The 25,330-nt window shown below is 55.4% G+C and carries 27 protein-coding genes; 19 read left to right on the forward strand and 8 right to left on the reverse strand.

Going from position 1 to position 25,330, the window contains the following annotated elements:
* Positions 1 to 13: 13 nt before the first annotated feature.
* The 3 genes from AC5TBW_RS18310 to trhO all read right to left on the reverse strand — a co-directional run bounded on the left by AC5TBW_RS18310 (position 14) and on the right by trhO (position 2,859).
* Positions 14 to 835, reverse strand: a complete 822-nt coding sequence (locus tag AC5TBW_RS18310; RefSeq protein ID WP_495509929.1) for an IclR family transcriptional regulator domain-containing protein — start codon at positions 833 to 835, stop codon at positions 14 to 16.
* Between the two features lie 147 nt (positions 836 to 982).
* Positions 983 to 1,819 (reverse strand): enoyl-CoA hydratase, encoded by an 837-nt coding sequence (locus tag AC5TBW_RS18315; RefSeq protein ID WP_495509930.1) that lies wholly within the window; start codon positions 1,817 to 1,819, stop codon positions 983 to 985.
* 86 nt (positions 1,820 to 1,905) lie between these two features.
* On the reverse strand, positions 1,906 to 2,859 hold the full coding sequence (trhO, locus tag AC5TBW_RS18320) for an oxygen-dependent tRNA uridine(34) hydroxylase TrhO (RefSeq protein WP_495509931.1): 954 nt from the start codon (positions 2,857 to 2,859) through the stop codon (positions 1,906 to 1,908).
* Positions 2,860 to 3,043: 184 nt separating this feature from the next.
* Between trhO and AC5TBW_RS18325 the strand changes: the two genes are divergently transcribed.
* Positions 3,044 to 3,733, forward strand: a complete 690-nt coding sequence (locus AC5TBW_RS18325; RefSeq protein ID WP_495509932.1) for a pirin family protein — start codon at positions 3,044 to 3,046, stop codon at positions 3,731 to 3,733.
* 81 nt (positions 3,734 to 3,814) lie between these two features.
* Here the strand turns inward: AC5TBW_RS18325 and serA are convergent, their stop codons facing one another.
* The gene (serA, locus tag AC5TBW_RS18330; RefSeq protein ID WP_495509933.1) at positions 3,815 to 5,059 is read right to left on the reverse strand and encodes a phosphoglycerate dehydrogenase; all 1,245 of its coding nucleotides are present in this window, start codon (positions 5,057 to 5,059) and stop codon (positions 3,815 to 3,817) included.
* Positions 5,060 to 5,308: 249 nt separating this feature from the next.
* On the opposite strand from serA, the gene AC5TBW_RS18335 reads away from it, so the two are divergent.
* Genes AC5TBW_RS18335 through djlA form a run of 4 tightly spaced genes read left to right on the forward strand, consistent with a single transcriptional unit; the run spans position 5,309 to position 9,211 of the window.
* Positions 5,309 to 5,599, forward strand: a complete 291-nt coding sequence (locus AC5TBW_RS18335; protein WP_495509934.1) for an exodeoxyribonuclease VII small subunit — start codon at positions 5,309 to 5,311, stop codon at positions 5,597 to 5,599.
* Complete coding sequence (gene ispA, locus AC5TBW_RS18340; RefSeq protein ID WP_495509935.1) at positions 5,593 to 6,486, forward strand: (2E,6E)-farnesyl diphosphate synthase; 894 nt, start codon at positions 5,593 to 5,595, stop codon at positions 6,484 to 6,486. The genes AC5TBW_RS18335 and ispA overlap by 7 nt, the downstream gene beginning before the upstream one ends.
* A gap of 2 nt (positions 6,487 to 6,488) precedes the next feature.
* Positions 6,489 to 8,414: a 1-deoxy-D-xylulose-5-phosphate synthase gene (gene dxs, locus AC5TBW_RS18345; RefSeq protein WP_495509936.1), complete on the forward strand. Its 1,926-nt coding sequence runs from the start codon at positions 6,489 to 6,491 to the stop codon at positions 8,412 to 8,414.
* A gap of 32 nt (positions 8,415 to 8,446) precedes the next feature.
* Positions 8,447 to 9,211 (forward strand): co-chaperone DjlA, encoded by a 765-nt coding sequence (gene djlA, locus AC5TBW_RS18350; protein WP_495509937.1) that lies wholly within the window; start codon positions 8,447 to 8,449, stop codon positions 9,209 to 9,211.
* Between the two features lie 80 nt (positions 9,212 to 9,291).
* On the opposite strand, the gene AC5TBW_RS18355 is transcribed toward djlA, so the two are convergent.
* Positions 9,292 to 10,029, reverse strand: coding sequence for an SDR family oxidoreductase (locus AC5TBW_RS18355; protein ID WP_495509938.1), 738 nt, complete (start codon positions 10,027 to 10,029; stop codon positions 9,292 to 9,294).
* Between the two features lie 99 nt (positions 10,030 to 10,128).
* On the opposite strand from AC5TBW_RS18355, the gene AC5TBW_RS18360 reads away from it, so the two are divergent.
* Together AC5TBW_RS18360 and AC5TBW_RS18365 are read left to right on the forward strand one after the other, a co-directional pair.
* On the forward strand, positions 10,129 to 11,082 hold the full coding sequence (locus AC5TBW_RS18360) for an AraC family transcriptional regulator (RefSeq protein WP_495509939.1): 954 nt from the start codon (positions 10,129 to 10,131) through the stop codon (positions 11,080 to 11,082).
* Positions 11,083 to 11,125: 43 nt separating this feature from the next.
* A complete protein-coding gene (locus AC5TBW_RS18365; protein ID WP_495509940.1) occupies positions 11,126 to 11,749 on the forward strand; it encodes a glutathione S-transferase family protein in 624 nt (207 codons plus the stop codon).
* On the opposite strand, the gene trhA is transcribed toward AC5TBW_RS18365, so the two are convergent.
* Positions 11,746 to 12,456, reverse strand: coding sequence for a PAQR family membrane homeostasis protein TrhA (gene trhA / locus AC5TBW_RS18370; protein WP_495509941.1), 711 nt, complete (start codon positions 12,454 to 12,456; stop codon positions 11,746 to 11,748). The two genes, AC5TBW_RS18365 and trhA, sit on opposite strands and share 4 nt — an antisense overlap.
* A gap of 32 nt (positions 12,457 to 12,488) precedes the next feature.
* Complete coding sequence (gene ribA, locus AC5TBW_RS18375; RefSeq protein ID WP_495509942.1) at positions 12,489 to 13,124, reverse strand: GTP cyclohydrolase II; 636 nt, start codon at positions 13,122 to 13,124, stop codon at positions 12,489 to 12,491.
* A gap of 275 nt (positions 13,125 to 13,399) precedes the next feature.
* Between ribA and hemE the strand changes: the two genes are divergently transcribed.
* From hemE to AC5TBW_RS18410, 7 genes are all read left to right on the forward strand, one after another.
* Positions 13,400 to 14,515, forward strand: a complete 1,116-nt coding sequence (hemE, locus tag AC5TBW_RS18380) for a uroporphyrinogen decarboxylase (RefSeq protein ID WP_495509943.1) — start codon at positions 13,400 to 13,402, stop codon at positions 14,513 to 14,515.
* Entirely contained in the window at positions 14,512 to 15,378 is an 867-nt protein-coding gene (speE, locus tag AC5TBW_RS18385; RefSeq protein WP_495509944.1) for a polyamine aminopropyltransferase, read from the forward strand. The genes hemE and speE overlap by 4 nt, the downstream gene beginning before the upstream one ends.
* 242 nt (positions 15,379 to 15,620) lie before the next feature.
* Complete coding sequence (locus AC5TBW_RS18390) at positions 15,621 to 16,646, forward strand: amino acid ABC transporter substrate-binding protein (protein WP_495509945.1); 1,026 nt, start codon at positions 15,621 to 15,623, stop codon at positions 16,644 to 16,646.
* A gap of 85 nt (positions 16,647 to 16,731) precedes the next feature.
* Positions 16,732 to 17,922, forward strand: a complete 1,191-nt coding sequence (locus AC5TBW_RS18395) for an amino acid ABC transporter permease (RefSeq protein WP_280105041.1) — start codon at positions 16,732 to 16,734, stop codon at positions 17,920 to 17,922.
* Between the two features lie 15 nt (positions 17,923 to 17,937).
* Positions 17,938 to 19,038 carry an amino acid ABC transporter permease gene (locus AC5TBW_RS18400; RefSeq protein ID WP_495509946.1) on the forward strand — a complete coding sequence of 367 codons (1,101 nt, stop codon included), beginning with the start codon at positions 17,938 to 17,940 and terminating at the stop codon, positions 19,036 to 19,038.
* 99 nt (positions 19,039 to 19,137) lie between these two features.
* On the forward strand, positions 19,138 to 19,866 hold the full coding sequence (locus tag AC5TBW_RS18405; RefSeq protein WP_495511990.1) for an amino acid ABC transporter ATP-binding protein: 729 nt from the start codon (positions 19,138 to 19,140) through the stop codon (positions 19,864 to 19,866).
* A gap of 215 nt (positions 19,867 to 20,081) precedes the next feature.
* A complete protein-coding gene (locus AC5TBW_RS18410) occupies positions 20,082 to 20,480 on the forward strand; it encodes a RidA family protein (protein WP_495509947.1) in 399 nt (132 codons plus the stop codon).
* On the opposite strand, the gene AC5TBW_RS18415 is transcribed toward AC5TBW_RS18410, so the two are convergent.
* Positions 20,477 to 21,070 carry a histidine phosphatase family protein gene (locus tag AC5TBW_RS18415; RefSeq protein ID WP_495509948.1) on the reverse strand — a complete coding sequence of 198 codons (594 nt, stop codon included), beginning with the start codon at positions 21,068 to 21,070 and terminating at the stop codon, positions 20,477 to 20,479. The two genes, AC5TBW_RS18410 and AC5TBW_RS18415, sit on opposite strands and share 4 nt — an antisense overlap.
* Before the next feature lie 173 nt (positions 21,071 to 21,243).
* Between AC5TBW_RS18415 and phnD the strand changes: the two genes are divergently transcribed.
* The 5 genes from phnD (at position 21,244) to AC5TBW_RS18440 (ending at position 25,241) form a co-directional block, all read left to right on the forward strand.
* Complete coding sequence (gene phnD, locus AC5TBW_RS18420) at positions 21,244 to 22,236, forward strand: phosphate/phosphite/phosphonate ABC transporter substrate-binding protein (RefSeq protein ID WP_495509949.1); 993 nt, start codon at positions 21,244 to 21,246, stop codon at positions 22,234 to 22,236.
* A gap of 56 nt (positions 22,237 to 22,292) precedes the next feature.
* Positions 22,293 to 23,090 (forward strand): phosphonate ABC transporter ATP-binding protein, encoded by a 798-nt coding sequence (gene phnC, locus AC5TBW_RS18425; protein ID WP_495509950.1) that lies wholly within the window; start codon positions 22,293 to 22,295, stop codon positions 23,088 to 23,090.
* Positions 23,077 to 23,889 carry a phosphonate ABC transporter, permease protein PhnE gene (phnE, locus tag AC5TBW_RS18430; protein ID WP_495509951.1) on the forward strand — a complete coding sequence of 271 codons (813 nt, stop codon included), beginning with the start codon at positions 23,077 to 23,079 and terminating at the stop codon, positions 23,887 to 23,889. The genes phnC and phnE (AC5TBW_RS18430) overlap by 14 nt, the downstream gene beginning before the upstream one ends.
* Positions 23,883 to 24,692 carry a phosphonate ABC transporter, permease protein PhnE gene (gene phnE, locus AC5TBW_RS18435; RefSeq protein WP_495509952.1) on the forward strand — a complete coding sequence of 270 codons (810 nt, stop codon included), beginning with the start codon at positions 23,883 to 23,885 and terminating at the stop codon, positions 24,690 to 24,692. The genes phnE (AC5TBW_RS18430) and phnE (AC5TBW_RS18435) overlap by 7 nt, the downstream gene beginning before the upstream one ends.
* 120 nt (positions 24,693 to 24,812) lie before the next feature.
* Complete coding sequence (locus AC5TBW_RS18440; RefSeq protein ID WP_495509953.1) at positions 24,813 to 25,241, forward strand: host attachment protein; 429 nt, start codon at positions 24,813 to 24,815, stop codon at positions 25,239 to 25,241.
* The last annotated feature ends 89 nt before the right edge of the window (positions 25,242 to 25,330 follow it).

Consider the following 25,330-nt stretch of genomic DNA (forward strand, 5'->3'; position numbering starts at 1 on the left):
TCAGCGGCCCGCGTTAGCGTGGCACCTGCCCACCCAGCTGCTGAGTGATTTCATCGGCCGTTTGGCGAACCAGTGCGCCCAGGGTTAACAGGCGCTCTTCCGGGATTCGGGCCACCGGGCCTGAGACAGAGATCGCTGCGAGCGGCGTGCCGTGTTCATCAAAGATACAGGCAGCCACGCAGTGCAGGCCAATAGCATGCTCTTCGCGATCACAGGCAAAGCCTTGGGCGCGTATCTGCTGCATTTCGGTCTGTAAGAGGTCGGGCTGATAGAGCGTATTAGCGGTTACACGGACAAGCTCGCGTCCTTCCAATAACTGCATCCGCTCGTCGTCAGGCATTCCTGCCAGCAGTGCTTTACCTACGCCGGAAGCATGTAACGGCGCGCGGGAGCCGAGTCGAGTGATCATGCGCATCATCTGCGGAGACTCATGCTGGGCAAGAAACACTGCCGTAGCGCCGTCGCGGATACCCAAGTTGGCCGTTTCACCCGTTTCGGCGGTCAAACGGCGCAGAAACGGACGGCTTGTAGCCACCACATCGCGCGCTTCTAGAAAACTATTGCCAATACGAAAGGTTTTAACATCGATTCGCCACAGGCCTTGCTCATTTTCCTGGGTCACAAAGCCCTGACTTTGCAGGGCCTGTAACAGACGATGGGTAGTCGATGGCGCTAACTCCGCCATCTCTGCCACTTCTGACAGGGCTAACCCAAGCGGGCTGGCCGCGAGGTATTCCAGCAGCGTTAAGCCTCGTACCAGCGACTGGCTATGCCCTCCACTAGCTTTGGCGGTATTCGCCGGACGGCCGACCGTCCTGCGCTTGGCTTCACTCACCTGGCTTTCTCCTAAAAGGCGCTCCTACCTGAAAGCGCCTTTACTGACGGCGCCTTCCTTGAAAGTACAAAGGGCGTCAGGATAACGTGCCAACACAGTCGTTGTCGCGTTTACGGAAACGAATTCCATTCATTCAATGGCGTCACCTTAACGATGCCGCCATTGCGGTGGCCGTTTGGCCATAAACGCATCAATCCCTTCACTCACATCCTCGGCCAACATATTGCAGGCCATGGTTTCTCCGGCAAAGGCGTAGGCTTCATCAAGCGGCATGGTGAGCTGACGGGCAAACATGGCTTTCCCCGTGCGCACCGCCACGGCACTTTTAGCGCAGATACTGGCGGTCAGTTCTTGCGTTGCGTCATCTAGCGCATCGTCCTCTGCCACGCGGTTAATCAAGCCCCACTCAGCCGCCTGCTCGGCGCTGATAAACTCCCCGGTCAGCAGCATTTCCATGGCTCGCTTACGGGCAACGTTACGCGACAGCGCCACCGCTGGAGTGGAGCAAAACAGGCCTACGTTGATACCGGAAACGGCAAAGCGGGCGCTGCGCGCCGCCACCGCCAGGTCACAGCTCGCCACCAGTTGGCAGCCCGCGGCAGTGGCGATGCCCTGGACTTTAGCAATTACCGGTACAGGAAGATTGACGATGGCCTGCATCACTTCGCCACAGCGGGCAAATAGCGTTTGGTAGTAGGTTTTATCGGGGTTAGCGCGCATCTGCTTTAGATCATGCCCGGCACAGAAAGCTTTGCCTTCGGCGGCAAGTACCACGCAGCGCACGCTGCTATCGTCAGCGATATCGGCTAAGGCGTCGTGGAGGGCTTGCAACATCGCTTCCGAAAGCGCATTAAAGCGCTCTGGCGCGTTCATCGTCAGCGTTACAACGCCGTGATGGTCAAGGCGCTGCAGAATGGTAGTCGGTGAAGCTGGCCCTTCAGAAGATGGCTCTTCAGAAGAGGGTCCTTGAGAGATGATGGACATGGTGAACTCCTGGTGTGAGTAACACATTGCCCATCAGTCTAGCGCACAAGCTTTGCGTGCAATGCTTGTGCGCCAAGACATTTTTATCAGGTTTTTTTCATTAAGCGGGTATCTCTGCCTAATGGGTGCGGCTCGCCGCGCTGTTTGGCTAGATCAATTTGGCGCTGGCGCTCACGCGCAGCGTTGCGGGTCTTTTCCGGCAGCGAATCGATGCAGTGAGGGCAGCTAATCCCCGGCTCATAAGCGGAAGACTGCATATCCTCGGCGGAGATAGGCATACGGCAAGCGTGACACTGCTCGAACTCGCCTTTGCTTAAGTCGTGGCGCACCGTTACGCGGTTATCGAACACAAAACACTCACCTTTCCATAGCGACTGCGCTTCGGGGACTTTTTCCAGGTAGTTCAGCACGCCGCCTTTCAGGTGGTAGACCTCTTCAAAGCCCTCTTTAAGCATAAAGCTGGAGGCTTTTTCACAGCGGATGCCGCCGGTGCAGAACATCGCCACTTTTTTATGTTTTTCCGGATTGTAGTGCTCGCGCACGTACTCAGGAAATTCGCGGAAGGTGGTGGTCTTAGGGTCTATCGCCCGCTCAAAGCTGCCGATCGCCACTTCGTAATCATTGCGGGTATCGATCACCAGCACTTCCGGATCAGCGATGATGTCGTTCCAATTTTCCGGCTCGACGTAGGTGCCCACGGTGTCGTTAGGGTCGATATCCGGAACGCCAAGGGTGACGATCTCTTTTTTGAGTTTGACCTTGGTGCGGTAGAACGGCGTTTCGTCGCAATAGGACTCTTTATGATCAATATCGGCCAGGCGCGGGTCGGCGGTCAGCCAGGCAAGTAGGCCGTCAACACCTTCGCGACTGCCCGCCACCGTGCCGTTGATGCCTTCTTTAGCGATCAGCAAGGTCCCTTTCACGCCGTTATCGAGCATGGTTTGGTGAAGCGGCTCTCGCAGCGCTTCGAAGTCGTTCAGGGTGACAAATTTATACAGCGCCGCGACCACAATGGGCGGCATTTGAGTGGTTACTGACATGTAAAGCTCCAGGTAGTCATCCTCGTAAAGGACGGACCGGGTTATTAAGACGCGCATATTCTAGCGCAACCTGGCGCTGAAAACGTCGATTTATTCGACAGAAACGTACTGAAACCTTCACCCCACGCGTCTTCAACGAGGCGTATATTGTCCCTATTCCCTCACGCAACTAGCGGAGTTCATCATGATTATTCGTCGTTCAAACGATCGGGGCTACGCTGACCACGGCTGGCTACGCTCATTTCATACCTTCTCATTTGCCAACTATGTTGACCGCAACCATATGGGGTTTCGCGCGCTGCGCGTGATCAATGAAGACCGCGTAACGGGCGGCCATGGCTTTGGCGCCCACCCTCACCGGGATATGGAGATTATCTCCTACGTACTGGAAGGCGAGATGGAGCATAAAGACAACATGGGCAACGGCGAGGTGATGCGCCCAGGCGATGTACAGCGCATGTCGGCGGGCACCGGCGTGCTGCATAGCGAATTCAATCACTCCAAGGAGAACGGGCTTCACTTTCTGCAGATCTGGATTGAGCCCAAGCAGTTGGGCATTAAACCCAGCTACGAGCAGAAGGCCTTTCCTGTCGCCGAGCGTCAGGGCCAGTGGCGGCTAGTCGTGTCTGAACAGGGCCACGAAGACTCAGTGAGTATTAATCAGGACGTTAATCTGTACGCCGGTCTGTTTAATGCTGGCGAACAGGCAACCGCGCCGCCTTCGCGCCACGCCTGGCTGCATGTAGTGAATGGTGAAATGGAGGTGAATGGCGAGACGCTGGGCGCAGGCGACGCTGCGGCCTTTACGCCGGATGAGGCAATTCAGTTAACCGGCAAAAAGGCAGGCGAAGTGCTGCTGTTTGATCTCGCTTGATGAATCGTTCGAAGACGCTAACCAAAACGGCCCCAATTGAGGGGCCGTTTTATTTTTGAAACAACGCTTTAGCTAATTCGATTAGCTATTTTGTGTCGAGTAGAGCGCACGTATTTTCAGTGTGTGATCTACCTCACGCAGTGCTTCAAGCGCCTGAGGGCCGTAGGCTTTATCCACATCAATGACCACATAACCGACTTTCTCGTTGGTCTGCAGATACTGACCCGAGATGTTGATGCCGTTTTCAGACAGCACGCGGTTAATTTGCGACAGCACGCCCGGCACGTTGTCGTGAATGTGCAGTAAACGATGCTTGTCCGGGTGAGCGGGCAGCGCCACTTCGGGGAAGTTGACCGAGGTCACGGTGGTGCCGTTATCAGAATAAGTGATCAGTTTTTCTGACACTTCGATACCGATGTTCTCCTGGGCTTCCAGGGTAGAACCACCGACGTGCGGGGTCAGAATGACGTTTTCCAGACCACGCAGCGGGCTCTGGAACTCCTCGTCATTGCCTTTCGGCTCAACCGGGAATACGTCAATGGCAGCACCGTTTAGCTTGCCGGCTTTAATCGCCTCTGCCAGAGCATCAATTTCCACCACGCTGCCGCGAGCGGCATTAATCAAGATAGCGCCTTGCTTCATGGCAGCGATCTCTTTCTCGCCGATCATCCAGCGGGTAGAGGCAAGGTCAGGCACGTGCAGGCTGACTACATCGGCGCGGCCTAACAGCTCTTCAAGGCTTGATACTTGGCTAGCATTACCCATGCCCAGCTTTGTGATCACGTCATAAAAAATAACATTAAAGCCAAGCGATTCGGCCAGCACGGAGAGCTGCGCGCCGATGCTGCCGTAACCCACAATGCCCAACGTTTTACCGCGTGCTTCGTGGGAGTTCTTGGCTGATTTCAACCAACCGCCCTGATGGGCTCGGGCGTTTTTCTCGGGAATACCGCGTAGCAGCATGATCGCTTCCGCCAACACCAGCTCGGCTACCGAACGGGTATTGGAGTACGGCGCATTAAATACTGCGATGCCGCGGGTGAGGGCAGCGGTCAAATTCACCTGGTTGGTGCCGATACAGAAACAGCCAACGCCGACCAGCTTCTCCGCTGCTTCGAAAACGCGCTCAGTCAGCTGGGTGCGGGAACGAATACCTATGAAGTGAACATCACGAATCTTTTCGATCAGCGCTTCTTCATCAAGCGATGTGGGCAGATGCTCGATATTTTCATAACCGGCGTTGTGAAAATTGTCCACCGCACTTTGGTGGACGCCCTCGAGTAGCAGGATCTTGATCTTGCTCTTGTCCAGGGACGTTTTGGCCATGGCTGAATCAACCTCTATGGTCGGCGGCATGCGCCGTGTATCGGTTCACGGGAGGCGCATATCGTAGCACAGCCCACACCGTTCAGGCCGGGTGAGAATGATGAAAAGTCTGCGTGGTGACGATGAATGAACCGCAAGTCGTTACCATAAGCGTAGGCTGAAAGGCAGACGCCACCCCCTAGCGTCGGTGTATACTGGGAGCTTATTTCAGCTTATTTTAAAAACATACCGGTTTGCAGGCACCCCCCAATGAGTGACATAACAGCACCTACACAGGACTTTGCCGCGACGGTTGAGCAACTCGAAACCATCGTGGAGCGCCTTGAGTCAGGCGAGCTCTCATTGGAGGATGCACTGACCGCGTTTGAGCAGGGTGTGCGGCTAACCCGCGATGCCCAACAGCGCCTGGATAGCGCCGAACTTAAGGTTCGTGCGCTGAGTGAAGACAGCGAAGGTCGCTTGAATGTGGCACCCTTTGCTGGCCCCGACGACCCCAAGGATGCGGCCGAGGATGAGAGCAAGGAGACGCCCCCATGGTAGCCATGCAGCCTAGCCAGCTTGCCACCCTGCGCCACACCAGCAATACCCGCGTAGACACCACCCTAGCGGCTCTGTTCGATAGCCGCCCGGCAGTGGCGCCTCGCCTTGAGGCCGCCATGCGCCATGGTTTGCTGGCCGGAGGCAAGCGCCTGCGCCCGCTGCTGGTGTATCTGGCTGGCCACGCACTGGGTGCAGAAGACGAAGCGCTAGACGCTCCTGCCGCAGCGATTGAATTAATCCACGCCTACTCATTGATCCATGATGACCTACCGGCCATGGATGACGACGACCTGCGTCGCGGCCAGCCCACTGTGCATAAGGCGTTTGATGAAGCGAGCGCGATTCTGGCCGGTGATGCCCTGCAGGCACTGGCCTTTGAGGTGCTGGCCAGTACCGCTCATCCGCGGCTGGGTAATTTAGTTCACACGCTGGCCTCAGCCGCTGGCCGAGACGGCATGGTCGCTGGCCAGGCGCTGGATTTAGCCGCCGTTGGCGGCCACCCGGATGTCGATGCCCTAGCCCATATGCACGCCCACAAAACCGGCGCATTGATTGTCGCCGCGGTACGCCTGGGCGGCCTGGTAGCAGTGGCGGATGATGACCTTCGATTGAGCGCGCTGACTCGCTACGCCCGCGCCATTGGTCTAGCCTTTCAGATTCACGACGACATCCTGGATGTGACCGGCGACACCGTTACCCTAGGCAAAACGTCAGGTGCCGATGCCGCACGAGCCAAGCCTACCTACCCCAGCCTGCTGGGCTTAGAGGGTGCTCAACGCAAAGCGCACAGCCTGATTGACGAGGCCATTGCCGCGCTCGCCCCCCTGGGCGAACGTGCCGCACCGCTGGCCGCCTTAGCCCACTATATGATCGAGCGCGACCACTAAACATGCCCATGAAGCTGTTCGACGAAATTCCCCGCGAGCGTCCGGCGACGCCGCTGCTCGACTCTTTTGATCACCCCGCCGCCCTGCGGGCCATGAATGACCATCAGCTCGCCCAATTGGCCGACGAGCTACGTGCCTATTTGCTCTATAGCGTGGGCGTATCGGGTGGTCACTTTGGCGCAGGCCTGGGTGTGGTCGAGTTAAGCGTTGCCCTGCACCACGCCTTTCACACGCCCCATGACCGCTTAGTCTGGGACGTTGGTCACCAGGCTTATCCGCATAAAATTCTTACCGGTCGCCGTGAAACGATGCTGAGTATTCGCCAGCACGGCGGTTTGGCGGCGTTTCCCCGCCGCGCCGAATCCGAGTACGACACCTTTGGCGTTGGCCACTCCAGCACGTCGATTTCGGCGGCATTGGGTATGGCACTTGCAGCGAAGGCACAGGGCAATAAGCGGCGCGTTTGTGCGATTATTGGCGACGGCGCGCTCACCGCTGGCATGGCCTTTGAAGCTCTCGCCCACGCGGGTCACGTTGATGCCAATCTACTGGTGGTGCTCAACGACAACGAGATGTCGATTTCTGAGAACGTCGGCGGCATGGCGACCTACCTAGCTCGCGTGCTCTCCAGCAAGCCTTACCTGAAAATACGCGAAGAGAGCAAAAAGGTGCTTTCGCACCTGCCCGGCGCACTGGAACTGGCACGGCGCACCGAAGAGCACATGAAAGGCATGGTCAGCCCCGCCACGCTGTTTGAAGAGATGGGCTTTAACTACGTAGGCCCGATTGACGGCCATGATCTCGACGCGCTCACCCATACGCTCGAGAACCTGCGCGACCTCGACGGCCCGCAATTCCTGCATATTAAAACGGTGAAAGGCAAAGGTTTCCTCCCCGCCGAGGCAGATCAAATTGGCTACCACGCTATTACCAAGCTGGAAAAACCCGACACGTTAGCCAATGCTGGCGCGGCTAAGAAGCCGGTGGTTACTCCATCACCTGCCAAGAAAAAGTACTGCAACGTGTTTGGCGACTGGCTATGCGATATGGCTGCGGCTGATTCACGCCTGATGGGCATTACCCCCGCGATGCGTGAAGGCTCCGATCTGATTCGCTTCTCTAAAGCGTATCCCGAGCGCTATTTTGACGTCGCCATCGCGGAGCAGCACGCGGTAACGCTCGCAGCGGGCATGGCCTGCGAAGGCATGAAACCGGTGGTGGCGATTTACTCCACCTTCCTGCAGCGCGGCTACGATCAACTGATTCATGATGTCGCGGTCCAGAACCTGGATGTCACCTTTGCGATTGACCGCGCGGGCTTAGTGGGCGAAGACGGCCCCACCCACCACGGCAGCATGGATCTCTCGTTCCTGCGCTGCGTACCCGGCATGGTGATTCTGGCTCCGGCGGATGAAGCCGAGTGTCGCGCCATGCTTAGTGCGGCTTATCATCATCCAGGCCCTGCCGCAGTGCGCTACCCACGCGGCACTGGCCCTGGCGTGGAAATTCCTGCCCACCTTGAGCCGCTGACCATCGGCAAGGCCGAGATGCGCCGCCACGCCGCCAACGACGGCGTGCGCATTGCGCTGCTCGCCTTTGGCAGCCTGAACAGCGCCGCGGCGGAAGTCGCCGAACGACTCAACGCTACCCATATCAATATGCGCTCCATCAAACCGCTGGATCGCGATGCGGTGCTGCATGCCGCTGACGAACACGAGCTGCTGGTGACCCTGGAAGAGAACGTGGTTGCCGGTGGTGCGGGCAGCGCCGTGAATGAGTTGCTCCACGCCGAAGGCGTTCAGGTGGAAGTGCTGAATCTCGGCCTGCCGGACAGCTTTGTAGAGCACGGCACGCCCGCTCAGCTGCTTGCCGATTGTCAGTTGGATATCGACGGCATTGAGCGCGCCATACGCGCTCGACTGCCATAAACCATTATTTTTAAATTACTTTTGAGACCCATATGCTATTTCTAATTATTATCTTCGCCTTGATTGGCCTTGCGTTTGGTGGCCCGGTGGGCCTCCTGATTGGCGGTGGCCTGGGCTGGTGGCTAGGCAAGCGCCTTAGCCGTCGTCTGAATATCGCCCGGATGCGCATTCAGGAAGGTTTTCTGGAGTCGATCTTCTCCGTAATGGGCTGCCTTTGCCAGGCCGACGGTAAAGTGACCGAAGGGGAGCTGGACGTTGCCGAGAAACTGTTTGATCAGATGCGCCTCCAGGGCGAGCAGCGCGCCAAAGCCCGCGCCGCCTTCGAGCGCGGTCGTGCCGAAGACTTCAACCTGGACGCCGAGCTGGCCAACGTTAACCGCCTCACCCAGCGCCAGCCGGTGCTACGCCAAGTGTTTATCCAGGTTCAGCTCTCGGCGATTGCCGCTGATGGCGTCCTTCACCCCGCCGAACACGAGATGATTCTGCGCGTCGCCCAGGGCGTAGGCTGCAGCGACGCCGAAGTTCAACAGATCGAGGCGATGCTCCACGGCGCGGCCGCGAACTCTCAGGGCGCCAGCGAAGAGGCTCTCAAAGATGCTTACCGCGTATTAGGTGTTTCTGATGACGCCAGCGATGCCGAAATTAAAAAAGCCTACCGCCGCCTGATGAGCCAAAACCACCCGGATAAACTGGCGGGCAAAGGTCTGCCCGAAAGCATGCGCGATATCGCCCAAGCGCGCACCAGCGAAATCGGTAACGCCTACGAGCGGATCCGCGAGGCAAGGGGGAACGCTTAGTCTGACCGCAATCGCCAATTTCCAAAAGCTAGTTAACGAGGCCCCACAAGGGTAACTTCGATAGCTCTAGGCCTTTGATCTTAACCTTGCGCCGTTGGCCGAACGACAATGTCTCCAATATCGACTTCGGGTGGTTGGGCAATGGCAAAAGCGATGGCCGATGCAACAGCAGCAGGGTCAATGGCTATTGACTCCATGCTGTCCGCAACCTTATTTCGAAGCTCTTGAGAAGGGATAGCGTCGCCAAAACCCGTGCGAATTATGCCGGGAGATATCCCCGTTACTCGCAGGTTGGGGCCTGCTTCTTGTCGAAGTCCCTCGTGGATAGTGCGTACGGCATTTTTTGTACCTGCGTAAATGGCCTGCCCTGGAACGATCTTTAGCCCGGCTGTTGAAATCACACTCACGAAGTGCCCCGATGACTGCCGACGGAAAATCGGTAGTGCAGCTGCGATGCCATAGATGACTCCACGCAAATTCACATCAATCATCGCATCCCAATCGTCAACGCGCAGTTCATCTAACATTGAGATGGGGCCGATGCCTGCGTTGGAAATGAAAACATCAAGCTGACCAAACCGCTGACAGGCAACGTCAACCAGTCTCTGCAGATCCTCGCGGACGCAGACATCCGTTATTGCGAAGGCCGCTTCGCCCCCCATCAGCGTTATCTCTTCCTCGAGGCTTTCCAGCGCTTCCCTTTTACGAGCCCCTAGAACTAACTTTGCCCCCGCTCCAGCCAGCTTAAGTGCGGTCTCTCGGCCAATGCCGCTGCTTGCTCCCGTGATAGCGATAACCTTGCCGCTGATACCTGTCATTTCATATCCCCTCTTATCGGTTAATGAAAATATTATGGTGAGCCTCAGCTGGTTTATCTATGCTGGAAAATACAGTTTTTTATAGAGATCGTATTAATAATGAGCGATACGCTAACGGAAGTATTTTCGCTACTCGATTTGCGTAGTGCGCGATGTACCAGACTCGAAGCCGGTGGGGACTGGGCACTTCGCTTTCCTGCAAAACCTGCTCTTAAATTCGCAGCCGTTATGCGTGGAGGCTGCTGGCTGATATATCCAAACCAAGAACATATCTGGCTTGATGAAGGTGATGTATTCCTTCTTTCGCACACGCCACCCTACGTTATTGCCAGTGACCCCAACCTCTTGGCCGAGGACGGAGTGGCCGTTATCGACTGGGAACATTCCGATACTGGTCATTACGGCGGCGCCGAGACAGTACTGCTTGCTGGAAGCTTTCTATTAGATGATCTACACGCGCAATTATTGATCGACACTCTACCGCCATTCATGCGAATTCCGGCTGCTGCACCATCGGCAGCCTCTTTGCGACATATTTTAGAAATCCTGGATACCGAAATCCGTCGTACCGAGATTGGTTTCGGTTTAATGCGGCGACATTTAGCTGACATGCTGCTGGTTCAACTTCTACGTGCTTTTGCAAAACGGGAATATGCTGGCACCACAGCGGAACCTGAAGATGTTTTAACCAGCTGGATTGGAGCGCTGAACAACTCTCAAATTGGCGCTGCGTTAGATCTCATGCATTCTGAGCCTAGTCGCCCCTGGACAGTCGCAGACCTATCACATCGAGTCGGTATGTCGCGATCTTCGTTCTCTAATGCCTTCCGAACAGCTGTAGGAAAATCACCGATCGATTATTTGTTGCATTGGCGAATGCAGCTGGCGCAAAGATTGATTCAGGAAGGCCTAAGTATCGCAGAGGTTTCTGAAACCGTGGGTTATATGTCACAGAGTGCTTTCGGCGCCGCCTTTAAACGAACCGTTGGACACTCCCCCAAAGCCCAGTTAAAAAAACCTGTGGACAAGGAAGAGAATCGACAGCGTCGCTAACGACCGCTAGATTAAAGAATCGTTTTTTCGCCAGGAGCTCGCCATGATCACGCTATACAGCTTTCCCCAATCCCGTTCGCTAAGAGCGGCATGGACACTCGAAGAGCTAGGCCTTGAGTATCAGTGCCAGCACGTGGCACTGGATAAAGGCGAGGGCCAAACAGCCGAGCATTTGGCACGCCACCCGGACGGTAAGGTGCCCGTCATCGAGGATGGCGAGGTACATTTATTTGAGTCGGCGCCTATTTGCCGTTATCTGGCCGAGACTTATGGCGATGGTTCACTGCTGCCCAGCGATCCCGCCGCCCACGCCCAGGTTGATCAATGGCTTAGCTTTATCGTCACTGAACTTGAGCAGCCGCTGTGGAATCAGGCCAAGCATAAGTTTGCCTTGCCCACAGATAAACGCGTTCCCGCTGTGCTGCCAGTCTGCGCCTGGGAGTTGCAGCGCGCACTGAGCGCCCTGGAAAGGCGCTATAATGGCCAAGAAAATTTGGTCGGCGACTCGTTCACGCTTGCGGACATATTTTTAACGCATACCCTTTCCTGGGCGGTTAGCATGAAGCACCGCTTGCCCGAGCCGCTCATGGCTTACCGCGAGCGTCATAGCCAGCGCCCCGCGATGGCCAAAGCAGTCGCGCGTGAGAAAGCTGCCGCAGAGAGTTAAGCAGGCGTCACGTGAGGGAGAACCGCGCTATAAACAGCCAAGTAGTGGCAGACGCTTCCTGCTATGACAAACAGATGCCAAATAGCGTGGTTATAGGGGATCGCCCGCACAGCGTAGAAGATAACGCCGAGCGTGTAGGTGATGCCTCCCGCAGCAAGCAGAAAAATGCCGGTCGAGGAAAGATTCGCCGCCATCTCCCCTGACGCCAGCAAGATCATCCAGCCCATCAGCAGATAAATTGCCACGCGTAGTATCGAAAAGCGCTGAGGCCATAGCAATATGCAGGCAATGCCTGCCAGCGCCAGCGACCACACGGCGGTGAACAAGACCCAACCCGTGGTGCCGCGCATATTGACGAGTAAAAAAGGCGTGTAGGTGCCTGCGATAAGCAGATAAATGGCGCAGTGATCGAGTAGTTGAAAGCGCTGCTTCCAGCGCCGATGCGGAATGCCGTGATAAAGGGTCGAAGCGGTATAAAGCAGCACCAGGGTGGTACCGTAGAGGCTCAGGCTGACGATTTTCCATGGATCAACATGAGCGGCGAGGCTCGCGGCCATCAGCAGAACGACCATTCCCACCAGGCTGAGCACGGCCCCGATACCGTGAGTGATACTGTGCAGCCACTCTTCAACAACGCTGAATTCGCCCTGCTCTGCAGGCGTGATTTCACGCTGCTTCTCACACTGTCCATCACGTACGGCTTTCATTCTGGGTGCTCCTAAAACCTACACCACTATTATCACCCCTTTCGCTCAATATCCACATCGCTAGCATGAGTAAAATCATCAAGGGCCATCATATGGCCGAGCTTGCCCGCTTTAGTGGAAAGATAGTGCTCGTTATGGGGATTGAGGCCGGTGGTGATGGGTAAGCGCTCTACGACATTCACCCCGTCGCGCGTCAGGGCATCCACCTTACGCGGGTTGTTGGTCATTAATCGCAGTGACGTAATGCCTAGGTGATTAAGCATCGGCACGCAGAGATCATAGCGACGCATATCAGCGCCAAAGCCAAGCCGTTCGTTGGCTTCGACCGTATCAGCTCCTTGATCCTGCAAATTATAAGCGCGAATTTTGTTCAGCAGGCCAATCCCGCGGCCCTCTTGGCGCAGATAAAACAGTACGCCACGCCCCTCTTCGGCAATGCGTTTAAGCGCTTCCTGCAACTGAAAACCACAGTCACAGCGCATGGAAAACAGCGCATCGCCGGTTAAACACTCGGAATGCACACGCCCCAAGACCGGCACATCGCCGGTCACATCACCCAATGTTAAGGCGATATGATCCTTGCCGGTGGCCTCATCTTCGAAGCCATGCATCGTAAATGTCGCCCAGGGCGTGGGCAGTTGGGAAGCGGCAATAAAGCGAATGGTCACAGGTTACCTCGCTGATTGACCAAACCAGTTAACCACACCAGTGTTGGCAAAATGGGCAAGCATTCTAACAGGAAGCGGCGCCCGCCTCACGGTGGCAACGCGACTAAAATCGGCTCATTAGAGGAGAAAAATTGGCCGGATGCGACGATTTTTGCCACCTAGTACGCCGCCCTTGCGCCTATCTTCAAGTACAATTGCCCCATACGATACCAAGTACATGAACCTAGTACTTGTCCCCAGGACAGTGCGGGCAAACTTCTTAAGAGCAAGTGTCTATGACTCCCACACCATTGCAAAATGACCGTTTTCTTCGCGCCCTGGCGCGTCAGCCCGTCGACCGCACCCCGGTATGGATGATGCGCCAAGCGGGCCGCTACCTGCCGGAATACCGCGCCAGTCGTGCCGATGCAGGCAGCTTTATGGATTTGTGCCGCAACCATGACCTGGCCTGCGAAGTCACGATGCAGCCTTTAGAACGCTACCCGCTGGATGCCGCCATTCTGTTTTCGGATATTTTAACCATTCCGGATGCGATGGGCCTGGGGCTCTATTTTGAAACCGGCGAAGGTCCCAAATTTCGCAAAACCGTGCGCACACCTGAAGAAGTCGCTGCGCTGACCGTGCCCGATGCCGAGCGTGACCTGGATTACGTAATGCGTGCGGTGTCGACCATTCGCCGCGAGCTGAACGGCCGTATGCCGCTGATCGGTTTCTCCGGCAGCCCCTGGACCCTGGCGACCTACATGGTGGAGAGCGGTTCCAGCAAGGACTTCCGGCACCTGAAAACCATGTTGTACGATACACCAGATACCATGCACCAGTTGCTGGATACGCTGGCGCATGCGGTGACCGACTACCTGAACGCCCAAATTCGCGCGGGCGCTCAGGCGGTGCAGATTTTTGATACCTGGGGCGGCGCGCTCTCTACCCCGGCGTATCTGGAGTTCTCACTGCGCTACATGGAGCAGATCGTTTCCGGGCTGATCCGCGAGCACGACGGACGCCGCGTGCCGGTCATTCTCTTTACTAAGAATGGCGGCCAGTGGCTTGAGCATATCGCCTGCGCCGGTGCCGATGCCCTGGGTATCGACTGGTCTACTGAGCTTTCCGATGCCCGCACCCGCGTTGGTCATAAGGTCGCACTGCAGGGCAACCTGGATCCCAACGTACTGTTTGCCCGGCCCTCGGCTATCCGCGCTGAAGTGGCCCGCGTGCTGGAAAGCTACGGTCATGGCCCTGGCCATGTGTTTAATCTGGGCCACGGTATCAGCCAGTTTACCAACCCGGATAACGTCACCGCCTTCATGGAGGCGCTGCACGAGCTAAGCCCGCAATACCATCGGGATATTCCGACACAACCCAACACAGCACACTCAGGAGCCCATTCATGAGCGAACTACGCGACGACCAGTGGTTTACCGAAGTCTTTGATAGCCACGGCAGCGCCTTCTCGCTGAAAATCTCTGAAAAGCTGCTGGATGTGCAGAGCCAGTACCAGCATCTGGAAGTCTATGCTACCGAGACTTACGGTAACCTCATGGCGCTGGACGGCTGTGTGATGCTGACCGATCGCGATAACTTTCTCTATCACGAGATGATCGCGCATCCGGCCCTGTTTACCCACCAAGACCCTAAACGGGTCGTGATTATCGGCGGCGGCGACTGCGGTACCTTAAAGGAAGTGTTGCGTCACCCGGGCGTCGAGCAAGTTACTCAAATTGATATCGATGAAGAAGTAACCAAGGCCTCTGAGCGCTTCTTTCCATCGCTGGTAGAATCGAATAATGATCCGCGCGCCGAGCTGCTGTTTGCCGACGGCGTGAAATGGGTGGACGATGCACCGGATGAGAGCATCGATGTCCTCATTATCGACTCCACCGACCCGGTCGGCCCTGCCGAGGGGTTGTTCAAGACCGATTTTCTCAAACGCTGCCACCGTATTTTGAAAAGTGGCGGCGTGATGGTGCAGCAGAGCGAGTCACCGCTTTACCACACGGGCTCGATCATTCGTGAGCTACGCCACGATATGCTGGAAGCGGGTTTCGACAGTGTCGCCACGCTACCCTTCCCGCAGCCGGTTTACCCCTCAGGCTGGTGGAGCGTGACATTGGCGGGCAAAGGCTTAGACGTTAATGCGTTCCGCGAGCAGGCAGCCGCCAGCCACGACCTGCCGCTTGAGTACTATAGCGTTGACGCCCATCGCGGTGCGCTCGCCCTACCTCCGTTTATGCGCAAGGCATTTGCGGCCAAATAAACGTCCTTCACTGCCGTTTTTCTGTCACCGCTCACCCCAGCTTGCTCTATAAAGGTGCAAAGCGAGGTGGGCGGTAACATTTTTTGCACCTAGACGTTCGTCTCGAATTCGTTGAGTAGCGTTGAAAAGCGCTGAATTAGCACCTGTACCCTTGTTGGCATCTTCCTTGCTAGGTTTAGTGACATGCTACGGCATGCACAACTATTTCAGTGACAGATTTTAATAACTTCGAGGGAAACTAAATGTTCAATAAAAAACACCTAGCGCTTCTGGCGTCCGCTGGCTCACTCAGCCTAGCGGGAATGGCGACTGCTCAAGCCGACACCTTAGAAGATACCATTGAGCGTGGCGCCGTTCAGTGTGGTGTGAGCGATGGTTTGCCGGGCTTCTCAGCGCCGGATGACGATGGTAATTGGCAGGGACTGGACGTTGATGTTTGCCGTGCAGTAGCAGCAGCGGTACTCGGCGACTCAGAAGCCGTTAACTATATTTCTCTAAATGCCGTTGAGCGCTTCACCGCCCTGCAGTCTGGTGAAGTCGATGTACTTTCACGTAACACCACCTGGACCACTACCCGCGATACCACGCTGGGTCTGAACTTTACTGGCGTTAACTTCTACGACGGTCAGGGTTTCATGGTATCCCGTGACCTGGGCATTACCGGTGCTGACGAACTCGACGGCGCCTCTATCTGTATTCAGTCGGGCACCACTACCGAACTGAATCTGGCTGACTACTTCCGTGCTAATGACATGGAATTCAACCCAATCGTATTTGATACCTCTGAGCAAACTGTAGGTGGTTATCAAGCTGGCCGCTGTGACGTACTGACCTCTGATACTTCACAGCTCGCAGCGCTGCGTATCCAGCTAGATGACCCTGAAGGTTCGATGATTCTGTCTGACGTCATCTCCAAAGAGCCGTTGGGTCCTGTGGTTCGTCAGGGTGACGACCTTTGGTTCAATATTGTGAAGTGGTCACTATTCGCGATGATTAACGCCGAAGAGTATGGCGTGACCAGCGAAAACGCTGAAGAAATGCTGAACTCTGAAAACCCTGATGTTGCTCGCCTACTGGGCCAAGACGGCAACTACGGTGAAGGCATGAACCTTGAAGCGGACTGGGCTTACAACATCATCAGCCAAGTCGGTAACTACGCTGAAAGCTTCGAACGTAACGTGGGTATGGACTCTCCGCTTGAAATCGAGCGCGGTGTCAACGCCCTGTGGAACGACGGTGGCTTCCAGTACGCTCCCCCGATTCGCTAAGCGTCTCGCTTGACCCCGGCCCGCCAACCCTCTCAGGTGCTGGCGGGCCATCTGATTGACCTTCCGTGTAGCGGAGACGCCATCCATGTCTGTAAGACCCAACATTCGCCCCGCCGGCCACAAGCCGCCGTTTTGGCGAGACCGCGCTAAGCGCGCACTTATTTTTCAGCTCATTTTGGTCGCCGTTGTAACGGCTTTCCTGATCTATATTATCGGCAATACCCAAGCCAACCTGAACGCCCGCGGCATCACCACAGGCTTCGGCTTCCTGGGCAATACAGCCGGCTTTGGTATTGGTCAAACCTTAATCGAATACTCTTCTCAGAGCACCTACGCCCGTACCTTCGTGATTGGCTTGCTCAATACGCTGCTAGTCGGCGGACTGGGGGTGTTAGCAGCCTCGATTATTGGTTTTATCGTCGGTATCGCACGGCTATCCCCCAATTGGCTGATCGCTAAGTTAGCCAACGCCTATATCGAAACCTTTCGTAATATCCCGCTGCTGCTGCAGATTTTCTTCTGGTATTTCGCGGTACTGCGCACGTTACCCAGTGCTAGAGAGAGCATGGCGTTTGGTGAAGCCATTTTTCTCAATGTTCGCGGTCTGTACTTGCCACAACCGCTGTTTGAATCAGGCTTTGGGCTAATTCCTGCTACCTTTGTGGTGGCCATCATTGCTAGCATTGCGCTCGTTATCTGGAACAAGCGCCGCCACGAAGCGACCGGCAAACGCTTGCCCGTTTTCTGGATGTCGCTGGTGATCATTTTTGGCCTGCCATTGCTGGTATTGGTGGCGACCGGTGTACCGGTCACCTGGGAGATGCCTGTACTACGTGGTTTTAACTTCGGTGGTGGTATTACCATCATTCCCGAATTCTTGGCCCTGTGGCTGGCGCTCTCCATTTATACCGCGTCGTTCATCGCCGAAATTGTGCGCTCGGGCATTCAGGCTATTCCCCATGGCCAAACAGAAGCCGCCCAAGCGCTTAGCTTGCCACGCAAACTAGTCCTACGTTTGGTGGTGATCCCCCAGGCGCTGCGCGTCATCATTCCGCCGCTCACCAGCCAATATCTCAACCTGATTAAAAACTCGTCCCTGGCCACCGCCATCGGCTACCCCGACTTGGTGTCAGTTTTTGCTGGCACTACGCTCAACCAGACCGGTCAAGCAATTGAAGTGATTGCCATGACCATGGCGGTTTATCTCATCATCAGCTTGCTGGTGTCCATGTTCATGAACTGGTTCAACGCTCGCGTTGCGCTGGTCGAACGCTAGGCCGGAGGCGACCCCATGATTCACAACAAAGAAACCATACCTCAGCGCCCGGCTCCTAAAGGCACGATCGGTCCGGTTGCCTGGCTACGTGGCAACCTGTTCAACGGTCCAATCAATAGCATATTCACGCTGCTGGGCCTTTACGTGCTGTACCTACTCGTGGTGCCAACGGTCCAGTGGGCGTTTATCGATGCCAACTGGGTGGGCGATAGCCGCGAAGACTGCACCAAAGCGGGCGCCTGCTGGGTATTCGTCAACGCACGCTTTTCCCAGTTTATGTATGGCCTCTACCCCAGCGAGGAGTATTGGCGCGCCAACATTGTATTTGCCATGTTCGCTGGCATTATTGCCTGGATGGTCATTCCACGCCTGCCGTTCAAGCGCTGGATGACACTGTTTGCCCTGCTGATCTTCCCGGTGATCGCCTACGTGCTGCTACACGGCGGCTACTTTGATCTACCGCGTGTATCCACCCACCGCTGGGGCGGTTTGATGCTGACGCTGCTACTGGCTAGCGTGGGAATGATTGGCGCACTGCCTATTGGCATCGTATTGGCACTTGGGCGACGCTCGAACATGCCCATCGTCAAAACTTTCTGTGTGATTTTTATTGAGTTTTGGCGTGGTGTGCCGCTAATCACCATTCTGTTTATGGCCTCGGTGATGCTGCCGCTGTTCCTACCGTCTGAAATTAACGTGGATCGCCTTATCCGGGCGCTAATCGGCCTGACGCTGTTCCAGAGTGCCTATATGGCCGAGGTTATTCGCGGCGGTTTGCAGGCGATTCCCAAAGGTCAGGATGAGGCCGCCGCGGCACTGGGCATGACGTATTGGAAGCGCATGGGACTCATCGTAATGCCCCAGGCACTGAAAATGATGATTCCGGGCATCGTCAATACGTTTATCTCTCTGTTTAAAGACACCACCCTGGTCATGATCATCGGGCTGTTTGACCTGCTGGGCATTGTGCAGGCGGCGCTTTCCGACTCGCGCTGGCTGGGCTTCTCGGTAGAGGGCTATGTATTTGCCGCGTTCGTGTTCTGGATATTCTGTTTCAGCATGTCGCGCTATAGCCAGTACTTGGAGCGCAAGCTAAACACTGGCCATAAGCACTGACGCCGCATCTCATTACGTTTTAAGTAGGATTTCAACATGACACAAGCAGCCACCAACACCTCTGACACTCGTACTTCTGACACCAGTACTTCTGACCTGATGGTCGAGATGCGTAACGTTAACAAGTGGTACGGCGACTTTCACGTACTGCGGGATATCTACCTTGAGGTAAAACGCGGCGAGCGTATTGTGGTCTGCGGCCCCTCGGGTTCGGGTAAATCAACGCTGATTCGCTGTATCAATCACCTTGAAGAGCACCAAAAAGGTGAAATTGTGGTGGGTGGCGTACCGCTCACACAGGACGTAAAGCGCATTGAGCAGATTCGTCGCAGCGTCGGCATGGTGTTTCAACACTTCAACCTGTTTCCTCACTTAACGGTGCTGGAAAACTGCTGTATCGCGCCGATGTGGGTGCAGAAGAAACCCCGTAAAGAAGCCGAAGCGCTGGCAATGGAGTACCTACAGCGGGTGCGCATTGCCGAGCAGGCTACCAAGTACCCTGGGCAACTTTCAGGCGGCCAGCAGCAGCGCGTGGCGATTGCCCGCTCACTCTGCATGCACCCCGACGTCATGCTATTTGACGAGCCCACCTCCGCTCTCGACCCTGAGATGATCAAGGAAGTGCTGGACGTCATGGTGGAGCTGGCGGAAGAGGGTATGACCATGATTTGTGTGACCCACGAAATGGGCTTCGCCAAAACCGTGGCCGACCGAGTGATCTTTATGGACCAAGGGCAGATCATTGAAGAGAACGCACCTGAGCCATTCTTCAATAATCCGCAGTCTGAGCGCACCCAGCTGTTCTTAAGCCAGATTCTGGGGCATTAATCCACAGCCCACGAAACAAAGCAGCTGTTGATAAGTACGTCATCATGGGCCTCATTTGAGGCCCATGATGTTTTAAAACCGTTAAAAAAACAGCAAACCACCTATTTACCATTGCGAGCGTAGCGCGGCGATCTTGAGGTTATCCTGCTACTAAAAACAAGATTGCTTCTTCGCTCTGCTCCTCACAATGACATCATTTCAAAAAGGATAAGCACATGATTGAAAAGCTGTTTATTGACCGCGCGCCACAGCCTATCGCGCCGTTTTCCCACGCCTGCCGCGTCGGCGATCTGGTGTTTATCACTGGGCAAATGCCGACGGTGCCGGAAACCAACGAAATGCTATTGGGTACTTTCACCGAGCAGACCCACCGGGTGATGCAGAACTTGGCGATCGTGCTCGAAGAAGTCGGTAGCGCCTTCGAATATGTGGTGCAGTCCCGGGTGTTTATTACCAATATGGGCCACTTTGACGAGGTCAATAAGGTCTACACGAGCTACTTCCCCCAACCGCTGCCTACCCGCACCTGCATTGGAGTGACAGGCCTAGCGGGCGGGGCCGATGTTGAAGTCGATATGATTGCCTGGATTCCGCCTGCGAAAGACGGCGCCTAACCACCTACTTGGGTGATGCTCGCGGGAAGTAACGGAGGCTGTTCACGGTGCTGGGTAAGAGGCTTTTTAGCCAACGCCGTTAACAGTATTTGCAACGGGTCACCGTGACTGACGAGCAGGATGGTATCGCCGCTTACCTGTTGTTCCCAGTCAGCTATGACTGCTTGCATACGTTGCGCCACCGCACTCAAGGCTTCCACCTGATGGTGACGATGCTCGGCATCCTCGGCATCTAACGCCCACACGCTGGGATAGTGCTCATCTCCCAGGCCTTCTAAGTCACCAAAATTTCGCTCTCGCAAGCGCTTATCCACGCCGAGTGCTAACCCGAACTTAGCGGCTACTCGGGAAGCGGTTTGCGTGGTCCGCAAAAAATCAGAATGCACCACGCGGGTCGGCACAGGCCAATGCCAATCGGCAACTAACTGGGAAAGTTGTTGCTCGCCATACTCAGAAAGACCGAAGTTTTCTATTCCTCGCTCTGGCGAGCTGACAATCACGCCCTGCTGATTGGCTTGGCTATGGCCGTGGCGCATTAATAAATAGCGGTTGCGCCAATGGTCGGGGAGGGGCTGTAAAGTATTTGACATAAGTTTGTCACAAACCCTAGATTGAAGGTGTCTGCTTTCGAAAATAACCATCCTTGGCGCGGAATGTCCACTTACGAAACATTTTTCGTTTTCAGTAGTGGCAAAACGCAGCAAAGGAAACTCAGTTCGACCCAGAGCAAGAACACAACAATAACGCACAAACGAGGCTTACCATGGCAACTTCGCTCTTCCGCAAGCGCCCGCTTGCGATGCTTACCGCCGCATCTCTATTACCGCTCGCCCTGCTCACTTCGCCCGCTTTCGCTGAGTGCGAACGCGGCGATTTAGATACTATTTACTGTGATGAAAATGGCGATATGGTCGCCGACCGCCCTGCCGATGAGTCTGAGTGGGCTAATCCAGACACGCTGATTTTTGCTTATACCCCCGTAGAAGACCCAGCCATATATTCGGACATCTGGCAGCCGTTTATCGATCACTTGGCTAAAGTCACCGAGCGGGATGTGCGCTTCTTTGCGGTACAGTCCAACGCTGCTCAAGTTGAAGCCATGCGCAGCGGACGCTTACATATCGCCGGTTTCTCTACTGGTCCTACGCCGTTTGCTGTGAATTTAGCCGGTGCTGTGCCGTTTGCGTTAATGGGCTCTGATGACGGCCAATTCGGTTATACCCTGCAACTGTTTACCCACGTTGACTCCGATATCCATGAGGTTGAGGATCTCAAAGGCAAACGCGTTGCCCATACCTCACCCACCTCAAACTCGGGCAATTTAGCCCCACGCGCTCTGTTTCCTGAACTCGGCATTACCCCCGACGAGGATTACGAAGTGGTCTACTCGGGCAGCCACGACCAATCCATGCTGGGCGTCGTGGCTAAAGACTACGATGCGGCGCCGGTCGCTTCCGAAGTGGTCGAGCGGATGGCGGCACGCGGCCTTTACGATGAGGAGGACGTGCGCCTGATCTACGAATCCGACCGTTTCCCCACCACCTCGTATAACTACGCGCATAACCTGCACCCAGATTTGGTCGAAAAAATTGAAGAAGCCTTCTTCAGCTTTGATTTTATCGGCACCGAGCTAGGCGAAGAGTTTGAGGGCGTCGAGAAATTCATACCCATCAACTACCAAGACAACTGGAAGGTGATTCGTACCATCCAAGCGGCCAATAACGTGAGCTATACGCCAGAAAACTTGGAAGAGTAAACGAAGCGCACCGCCGCCGGCGGTGCGGTTATTGTCTCGACGATGGAAGCGGACACATGCTGGAAATTACCAATCTGGTCAAACGTTATGGCCACGATGAAGCCGTGCTGAAAGGGCTTGACCTCAAGGTAGAGGGAAACAGCGTTGTTTCTATCGTAGGCGCCTCGGGTGCGGGTAAAAGCACCATGCTGAGATGTATCAATCGCCTGGTCGAGCCGACCTCGGGCTCGATCAAACTCAACGGCAATGAGCTGGTAAACCTTAAAGGCGCTGAATTACGCCGCGCGCGCCGCAAAATTGGCATGGTGTTCCAGGGCTTTAACCTGCTGGATCGCTTAACCGTGATGGAGAATGTGCTGGCCGGGCGGTTGGGTTACGTCAATCTCTATCAAGCGATTTCACGTCGCTACCCCCAGGCCGATATTGAGCGGGCCTTTGTGCTGATGGAGCGCGTGGGAATCGCCCACTACGCCAACAAGCGCGCTGATGAGCTTTCCGGTGGGGAGCGCCAACGGGTAGGCGTGGTTCGCGCGCTGATGCAGGAACCTGAAGTTCTGCTGGCGGATGAACCGACGGCCTCGCTGGACCCACGCACTTCCGAGCAAATCATGATATTGCTGCAGAGCTTGGCCAGCGAGCTGTCGCTGCCGGTGCTGATCAATATCCACAACGTTGCCCAGGCCAAAACCTATACCGAGCGGATTGTGGGTCTACGCCACGGCAAGATGATCTTTGATGGGTTGCCTGCCGATTTCAACAAAGACGCGTTAGACGCTATCTACGGCGGCATTGAAGCGCCGGACGATGCGATTACCGATACGCCCATGGAGGAGCGCTCCCATGACTCCGCCTGACGCCCCCTCAACAGCGCCCCGCACTTGGCGAAAGCCGCCGTTTATCGCTAATCCACTGCTGCGCTATGGGCTGATCATCGTCGCAGTCGTCTATTTGGTCTGGGCTTTCGGCTCGCTGCCGTTCAACTGGGCGCGTATCTCCGAAGGGTTGCCCCGCGCAGCGCGGATTTTTAGCGGCGGCTTTCCTCCCAACTTAGAGCGCTACGAACTACTGATTACCGGCTTTAAAGAGAGCTTCCAAATCGCCATATTGGCGACTTTAATGGGGGTTTTGCTCTCTATTCCCTTTGCCGTGATGGCGGCGCGTAATATCGCCCCAATGCCTATCTATGTCATTGGCCGTGCCGTCATTATTGTATCGCGCAGCTTTCACCCAGTGATCGTGGCGATACTATTTGTGGCCGCGGTTGGGTTCGGGCCGCTAGCCGGGATTTTGACCCTAACCCTCTACTCCATCGGTTTCGTAGGCAAACTGCTGGCCGAAGAGATAGAAGAGATTAACTGGGGCCAGGTAGAGGCCATGAAAGCCGCCGGGGCGGGGTATGTGGCGATTCTATTCTATGCCGTTTTTCCGCAGATACTGCCACGCCAAGTGGGCCTTTCCATGTATCAATTGGACAGCAACTTGCGCGCATCAGCAGTGGTCGGAATCGTGGGCGCAGGCGGCATAGGCGGTACGCTAATGAACGCCTTTGGTCGCTACGACTACGATTTCGCCTTTGCGATTCTGCTTGTCATCATCGCGGTCATTTTGCTCAGTGAAGGTGTCAGCGGCTGGGTAAGGAAAAAAATATGGTAGATCACGCACAACAGCTTGCCGATCGTATCTGGCAGCGCTACGACCGCAAACAGCGCCTTATTCGTTACGCCGTTCTGCTAGCCACCTTGATGCTAGTGGTTTGGGCGGTACGCGATATTGATATTTTCTGGCCCTGGGTATGGGATGCGCCCAATCAAATTTCTGCGCTTGGGGGGCGCATGTGGCCTCCCAGTGCCGCTGGCTTAAGCGGCATTATCGCGGCGCTGATCGAGACGGTGCATATCGCCACCCTGGCCACCTTCTTAACGATCTTTCTGGCTTTACCGGTGGCCTACATTGCCGCCCAGAACACCACGCCAAACCGCGCTTGTTTATGGCTGGGGCGCTTTATTCTGGTCTCTAGCCGTTCGGTGAACACGATTATCTGGGCGCTGCTGTTCGTGGCCATTTTTGGCCCTGGCGTGCTAGCCGGGATCCTCGCCATCGTGTTTCGCTCCATTGGCTTTATCGGCAAATTGATGGGCGAGGCCATCGAAGAGATTGATAGGCGTCCGGTAGAAGCCATGGAAGCCACCGGGGCTTCCAAAGCCAAAGTAGTCGCCTATGCGATTGTGCCTCAAGTGATGCCAGCCTTTTTTGCCATTGTGATCCTGCGTTGGGATATCAATATTCGCGAATCGACAGTGCTAGGTTTAGTGGGCGCGGGCGGTATTGGAGTCATCCTGCAAGGTGCGATTGATACCTTTGCCTGGCCAACCGTGGCGACCATCTTAATTGCCATTATTGTGCTGGTGCTGATTGGTGAAGCCTTAACCAGCCTGCTGCGTAGCAAGGTGCTGTAATCCAAACTATTTAAACCCAATTGCTTAAGCCTGGTTGCTTAAGCAATAGCAAGCGTTTGACCTAACGCCAAACGCTTGCCATGGTTAAATGACCATCAACGACATGGAGTATGCACAGCGATGACAACCTATATCGTGGTAGCCGACGCCGCTCGCGCACGTATCTTTACCCGTGATGCCTTAACGCTAGCGGAGCAGGAGAGCATGGTTCACGCAGAAGGACGGCTGCATGAAGGTGATTTGGTCACCGATGGTCGAGGCGATGTGCACGAGTCGATGTCCACGACCTCTCGATCGGCTGGCGAAGAGGGGACGGCTACCAAGCACGAAAATGAGCTGTTTGCGAAAGAGGTCGCTCAGCGACTTTACAGTGCTCGCGTAGATAACAGCATGGAGAAACTCATTATGGTGGCGCCGCCTAAATTCTTGGGACTGTTACGCGATAAGCTCGATGCCCCTACCCAAAAGCTGGTGATTCACTCCCTATCAAAAGATCTAAGTAAAGCGTCACTGGTCGATATCCAACAAGCAGTTAGTGATTTACGCTAGAAAAATCCGAAACTTAACTATTATTCAACACTAAAGAAAGAGTCGCTCTCGCCGATAGCCTAGTCGACATTACAAGCGGTACCTACCCC

The organism is Vreelandella sp. ssv (assembly GCF_059448525.1).

What these genes read in the sequence shown, in the direction of transcription:
- AC5TBW_RS18315 (WP_495509930.1), bottom strand. Translation starts at nt 1,819, where the DNA reads ATGTCCATCATCTCTCAAGGACCCTCTTCTGAAGAGCCATCTTCTGAA.
- trhO (WP_495509931.1), bottom strand. Translation starts at nt 2,859, where the DNA reads ATGTCAGTAACCACTCAAATGCCGCCCATTGTGGTCGCGGCGCTGTAT.
- AC5TBW_RS18325 (WP_495509932.1), top strand. Translation starts at nt 3,044, where the DNA reads ATGATTATTCGTCGTTCAAACGATCGGGGCTACGCTGACCACGGCTGG.
- serA (WP_495509933.1), bottom strand. Translation starts at nt 5,059, where the DNA reads ATGGCCAAAACGTCCCTGGACAAGAGCAAGATCAAGATCCTGCTACTC.
- AC5TBW_RS18335 (WP_495509934.1), top strand. Translation starts at nt 5,309, where the DNA reads ATGAGTGACATAACAGCACCTACACAGGACTTTGCCGCGACGGTTGAG.
- ispA (WP_495509935.1), top strand. Translation starts at nt 5,593, where the DNA reads ATGGTAGCCATGCAGCCTAGCCAGCTTGCCACCCTGCGCCACACCAGC.
- dxs (WP_495509936.1), top strand. Translation starts at nt 6,489, where the DNA reads ATGCCCATGAAGCTGTTCGACGAAATTCCCCGCGAGCGTCCGGCGACG.
- djlA (WP_495509937.1), top strand. Translation starts at nt 8,447, where the DNA reads ATGCTATTTCTAATTATTATCTTCGCCTTGATTGGCCTTGCGTTTGGT.
- AC5TBW_RS18355 (WP_495509938.1), bottom strand. Translation starts at nt 10,029, where the DNA reads ATGACAGGTATCAGCGGCAAGGTTATCGCTATCACGGGAGCAAGCAGC.
- AC5TBW_RS18360 (WP_495509939.1), top strand. Translation starts at nt 10,129, where the DNA reads ATGAGCGATACGCTAACGGAAGTATTTTCGCTACTCGATTTGCGTAGT.
- AC5TBW_RS18365 (WP_495509940.1), top strand. Translation starts at nt 11,126, where the DNA reads ATGATCACGCTATACAGCTTTCCCCAATCCCGTTCGCTAAGAGCGGCA.
- trhA (WP_495509941.1), bottom strand. Translation starts at nt 12,456, where the DNA reads ATGAAAGCCGTACGTGATGGACAGTGTGAGAAGCAGCGTGAAATCACG.
- hemE (WP_495509943.1), top strand. Translation starts at nt 13,400, where the DNA reads ATGACTCCCACACCATTGCAAAATGACCGTTTTCTTCGCGCCCTGGCG.
- speE (WP_495509944.1), top strand. Translation starts at nt 14,512, where the DNA reads ATGAGCGAACTACGCGACGACCAGTGGTTTACCGAAGTCTTTGATAGC.
- AC5TBW_RS18390 (WP_495509945.1), top strand. Translation starts at nt 15,621, where the DNA reads ATGTTCAATAAAAAACACCTAGCGCTTCTGGCGTCCGCTGGCTCACTC.
- AC5TBW_RS18395 (WP_280105041.1), top strand. Translation starts at nt 16,732, where the DNA reads ATGTCTGTAAGACCCAACATTCGCCCCGCCGGCCACAAGCCGCCGTTT.
- AC5TBW_RS18400 (WP_495509946.1), top strand. Translation starts at nt 17,938, where the DNA reads ATGATTCACAACAAAGAAACCATACCTCAGCGCCCGGCTCCTAAAGGC.
- AC5TBW_RS18405 (WP_495511990.1), top strand. Translation starts at nt 19,138, where the DNA reads ATGGTCGAGATGCGTAACGTTAACAAGTGGTACGGCGACTTTCACGTA.
- AC5TBW_RS18410 (WP_495509947.1), top strand. Translation starts at nt 20,082, where the DNA reads ATGATTGAAAAGCTGTTTATTGACCGCGCGCCACAGCCTATCGCGCCG.
- AC5TBW_RS18415 (WP_495509948.1), bottom strand. Translation starts at nt 21,070, where the DNA reads ATGTCAAATACTTTACAGCCCCTCCCCGACCATTGGCGCAACCGCTAT.
- phnD (WP_495509949.1), top strand. Translation starts at nt 21,244, where the DNA reads ATGGCAACTTCGCTCTTCCGCAAGCGCCCGCTTGCGATGCTTACCGCC.
- phnC (WP_495509950.1), top strand. Translation starts at nt 22,293, where the DNA reads ATGCTGGAAATTACCAATCTGGTCAAACGTTATGGCCACGATGAAGCC.
- phnE (WP_495509951.1), top strand. Translation starts at nt 23,077, where the DNA reads ATGACTCCGCCTGACGCCCCCTCAACAGCGCCCCGCACTTGGCGAAAG.
- phnE (WP_495509952.1), top strand. Translation starts at nt 23,883, where the DNA reads ATGGTAGATCACGCACAACAGCTTGCCGATCGTATCTGGCAGCGCTAC.
- AC5TBW_RS18440 (WP_495509953.1), top strand. Translation starts at nt 24,813, where the DNA reads ATGACAACCTATATCGTGGTAGCCGACGCCGCTCGCGCACGTATCTTT.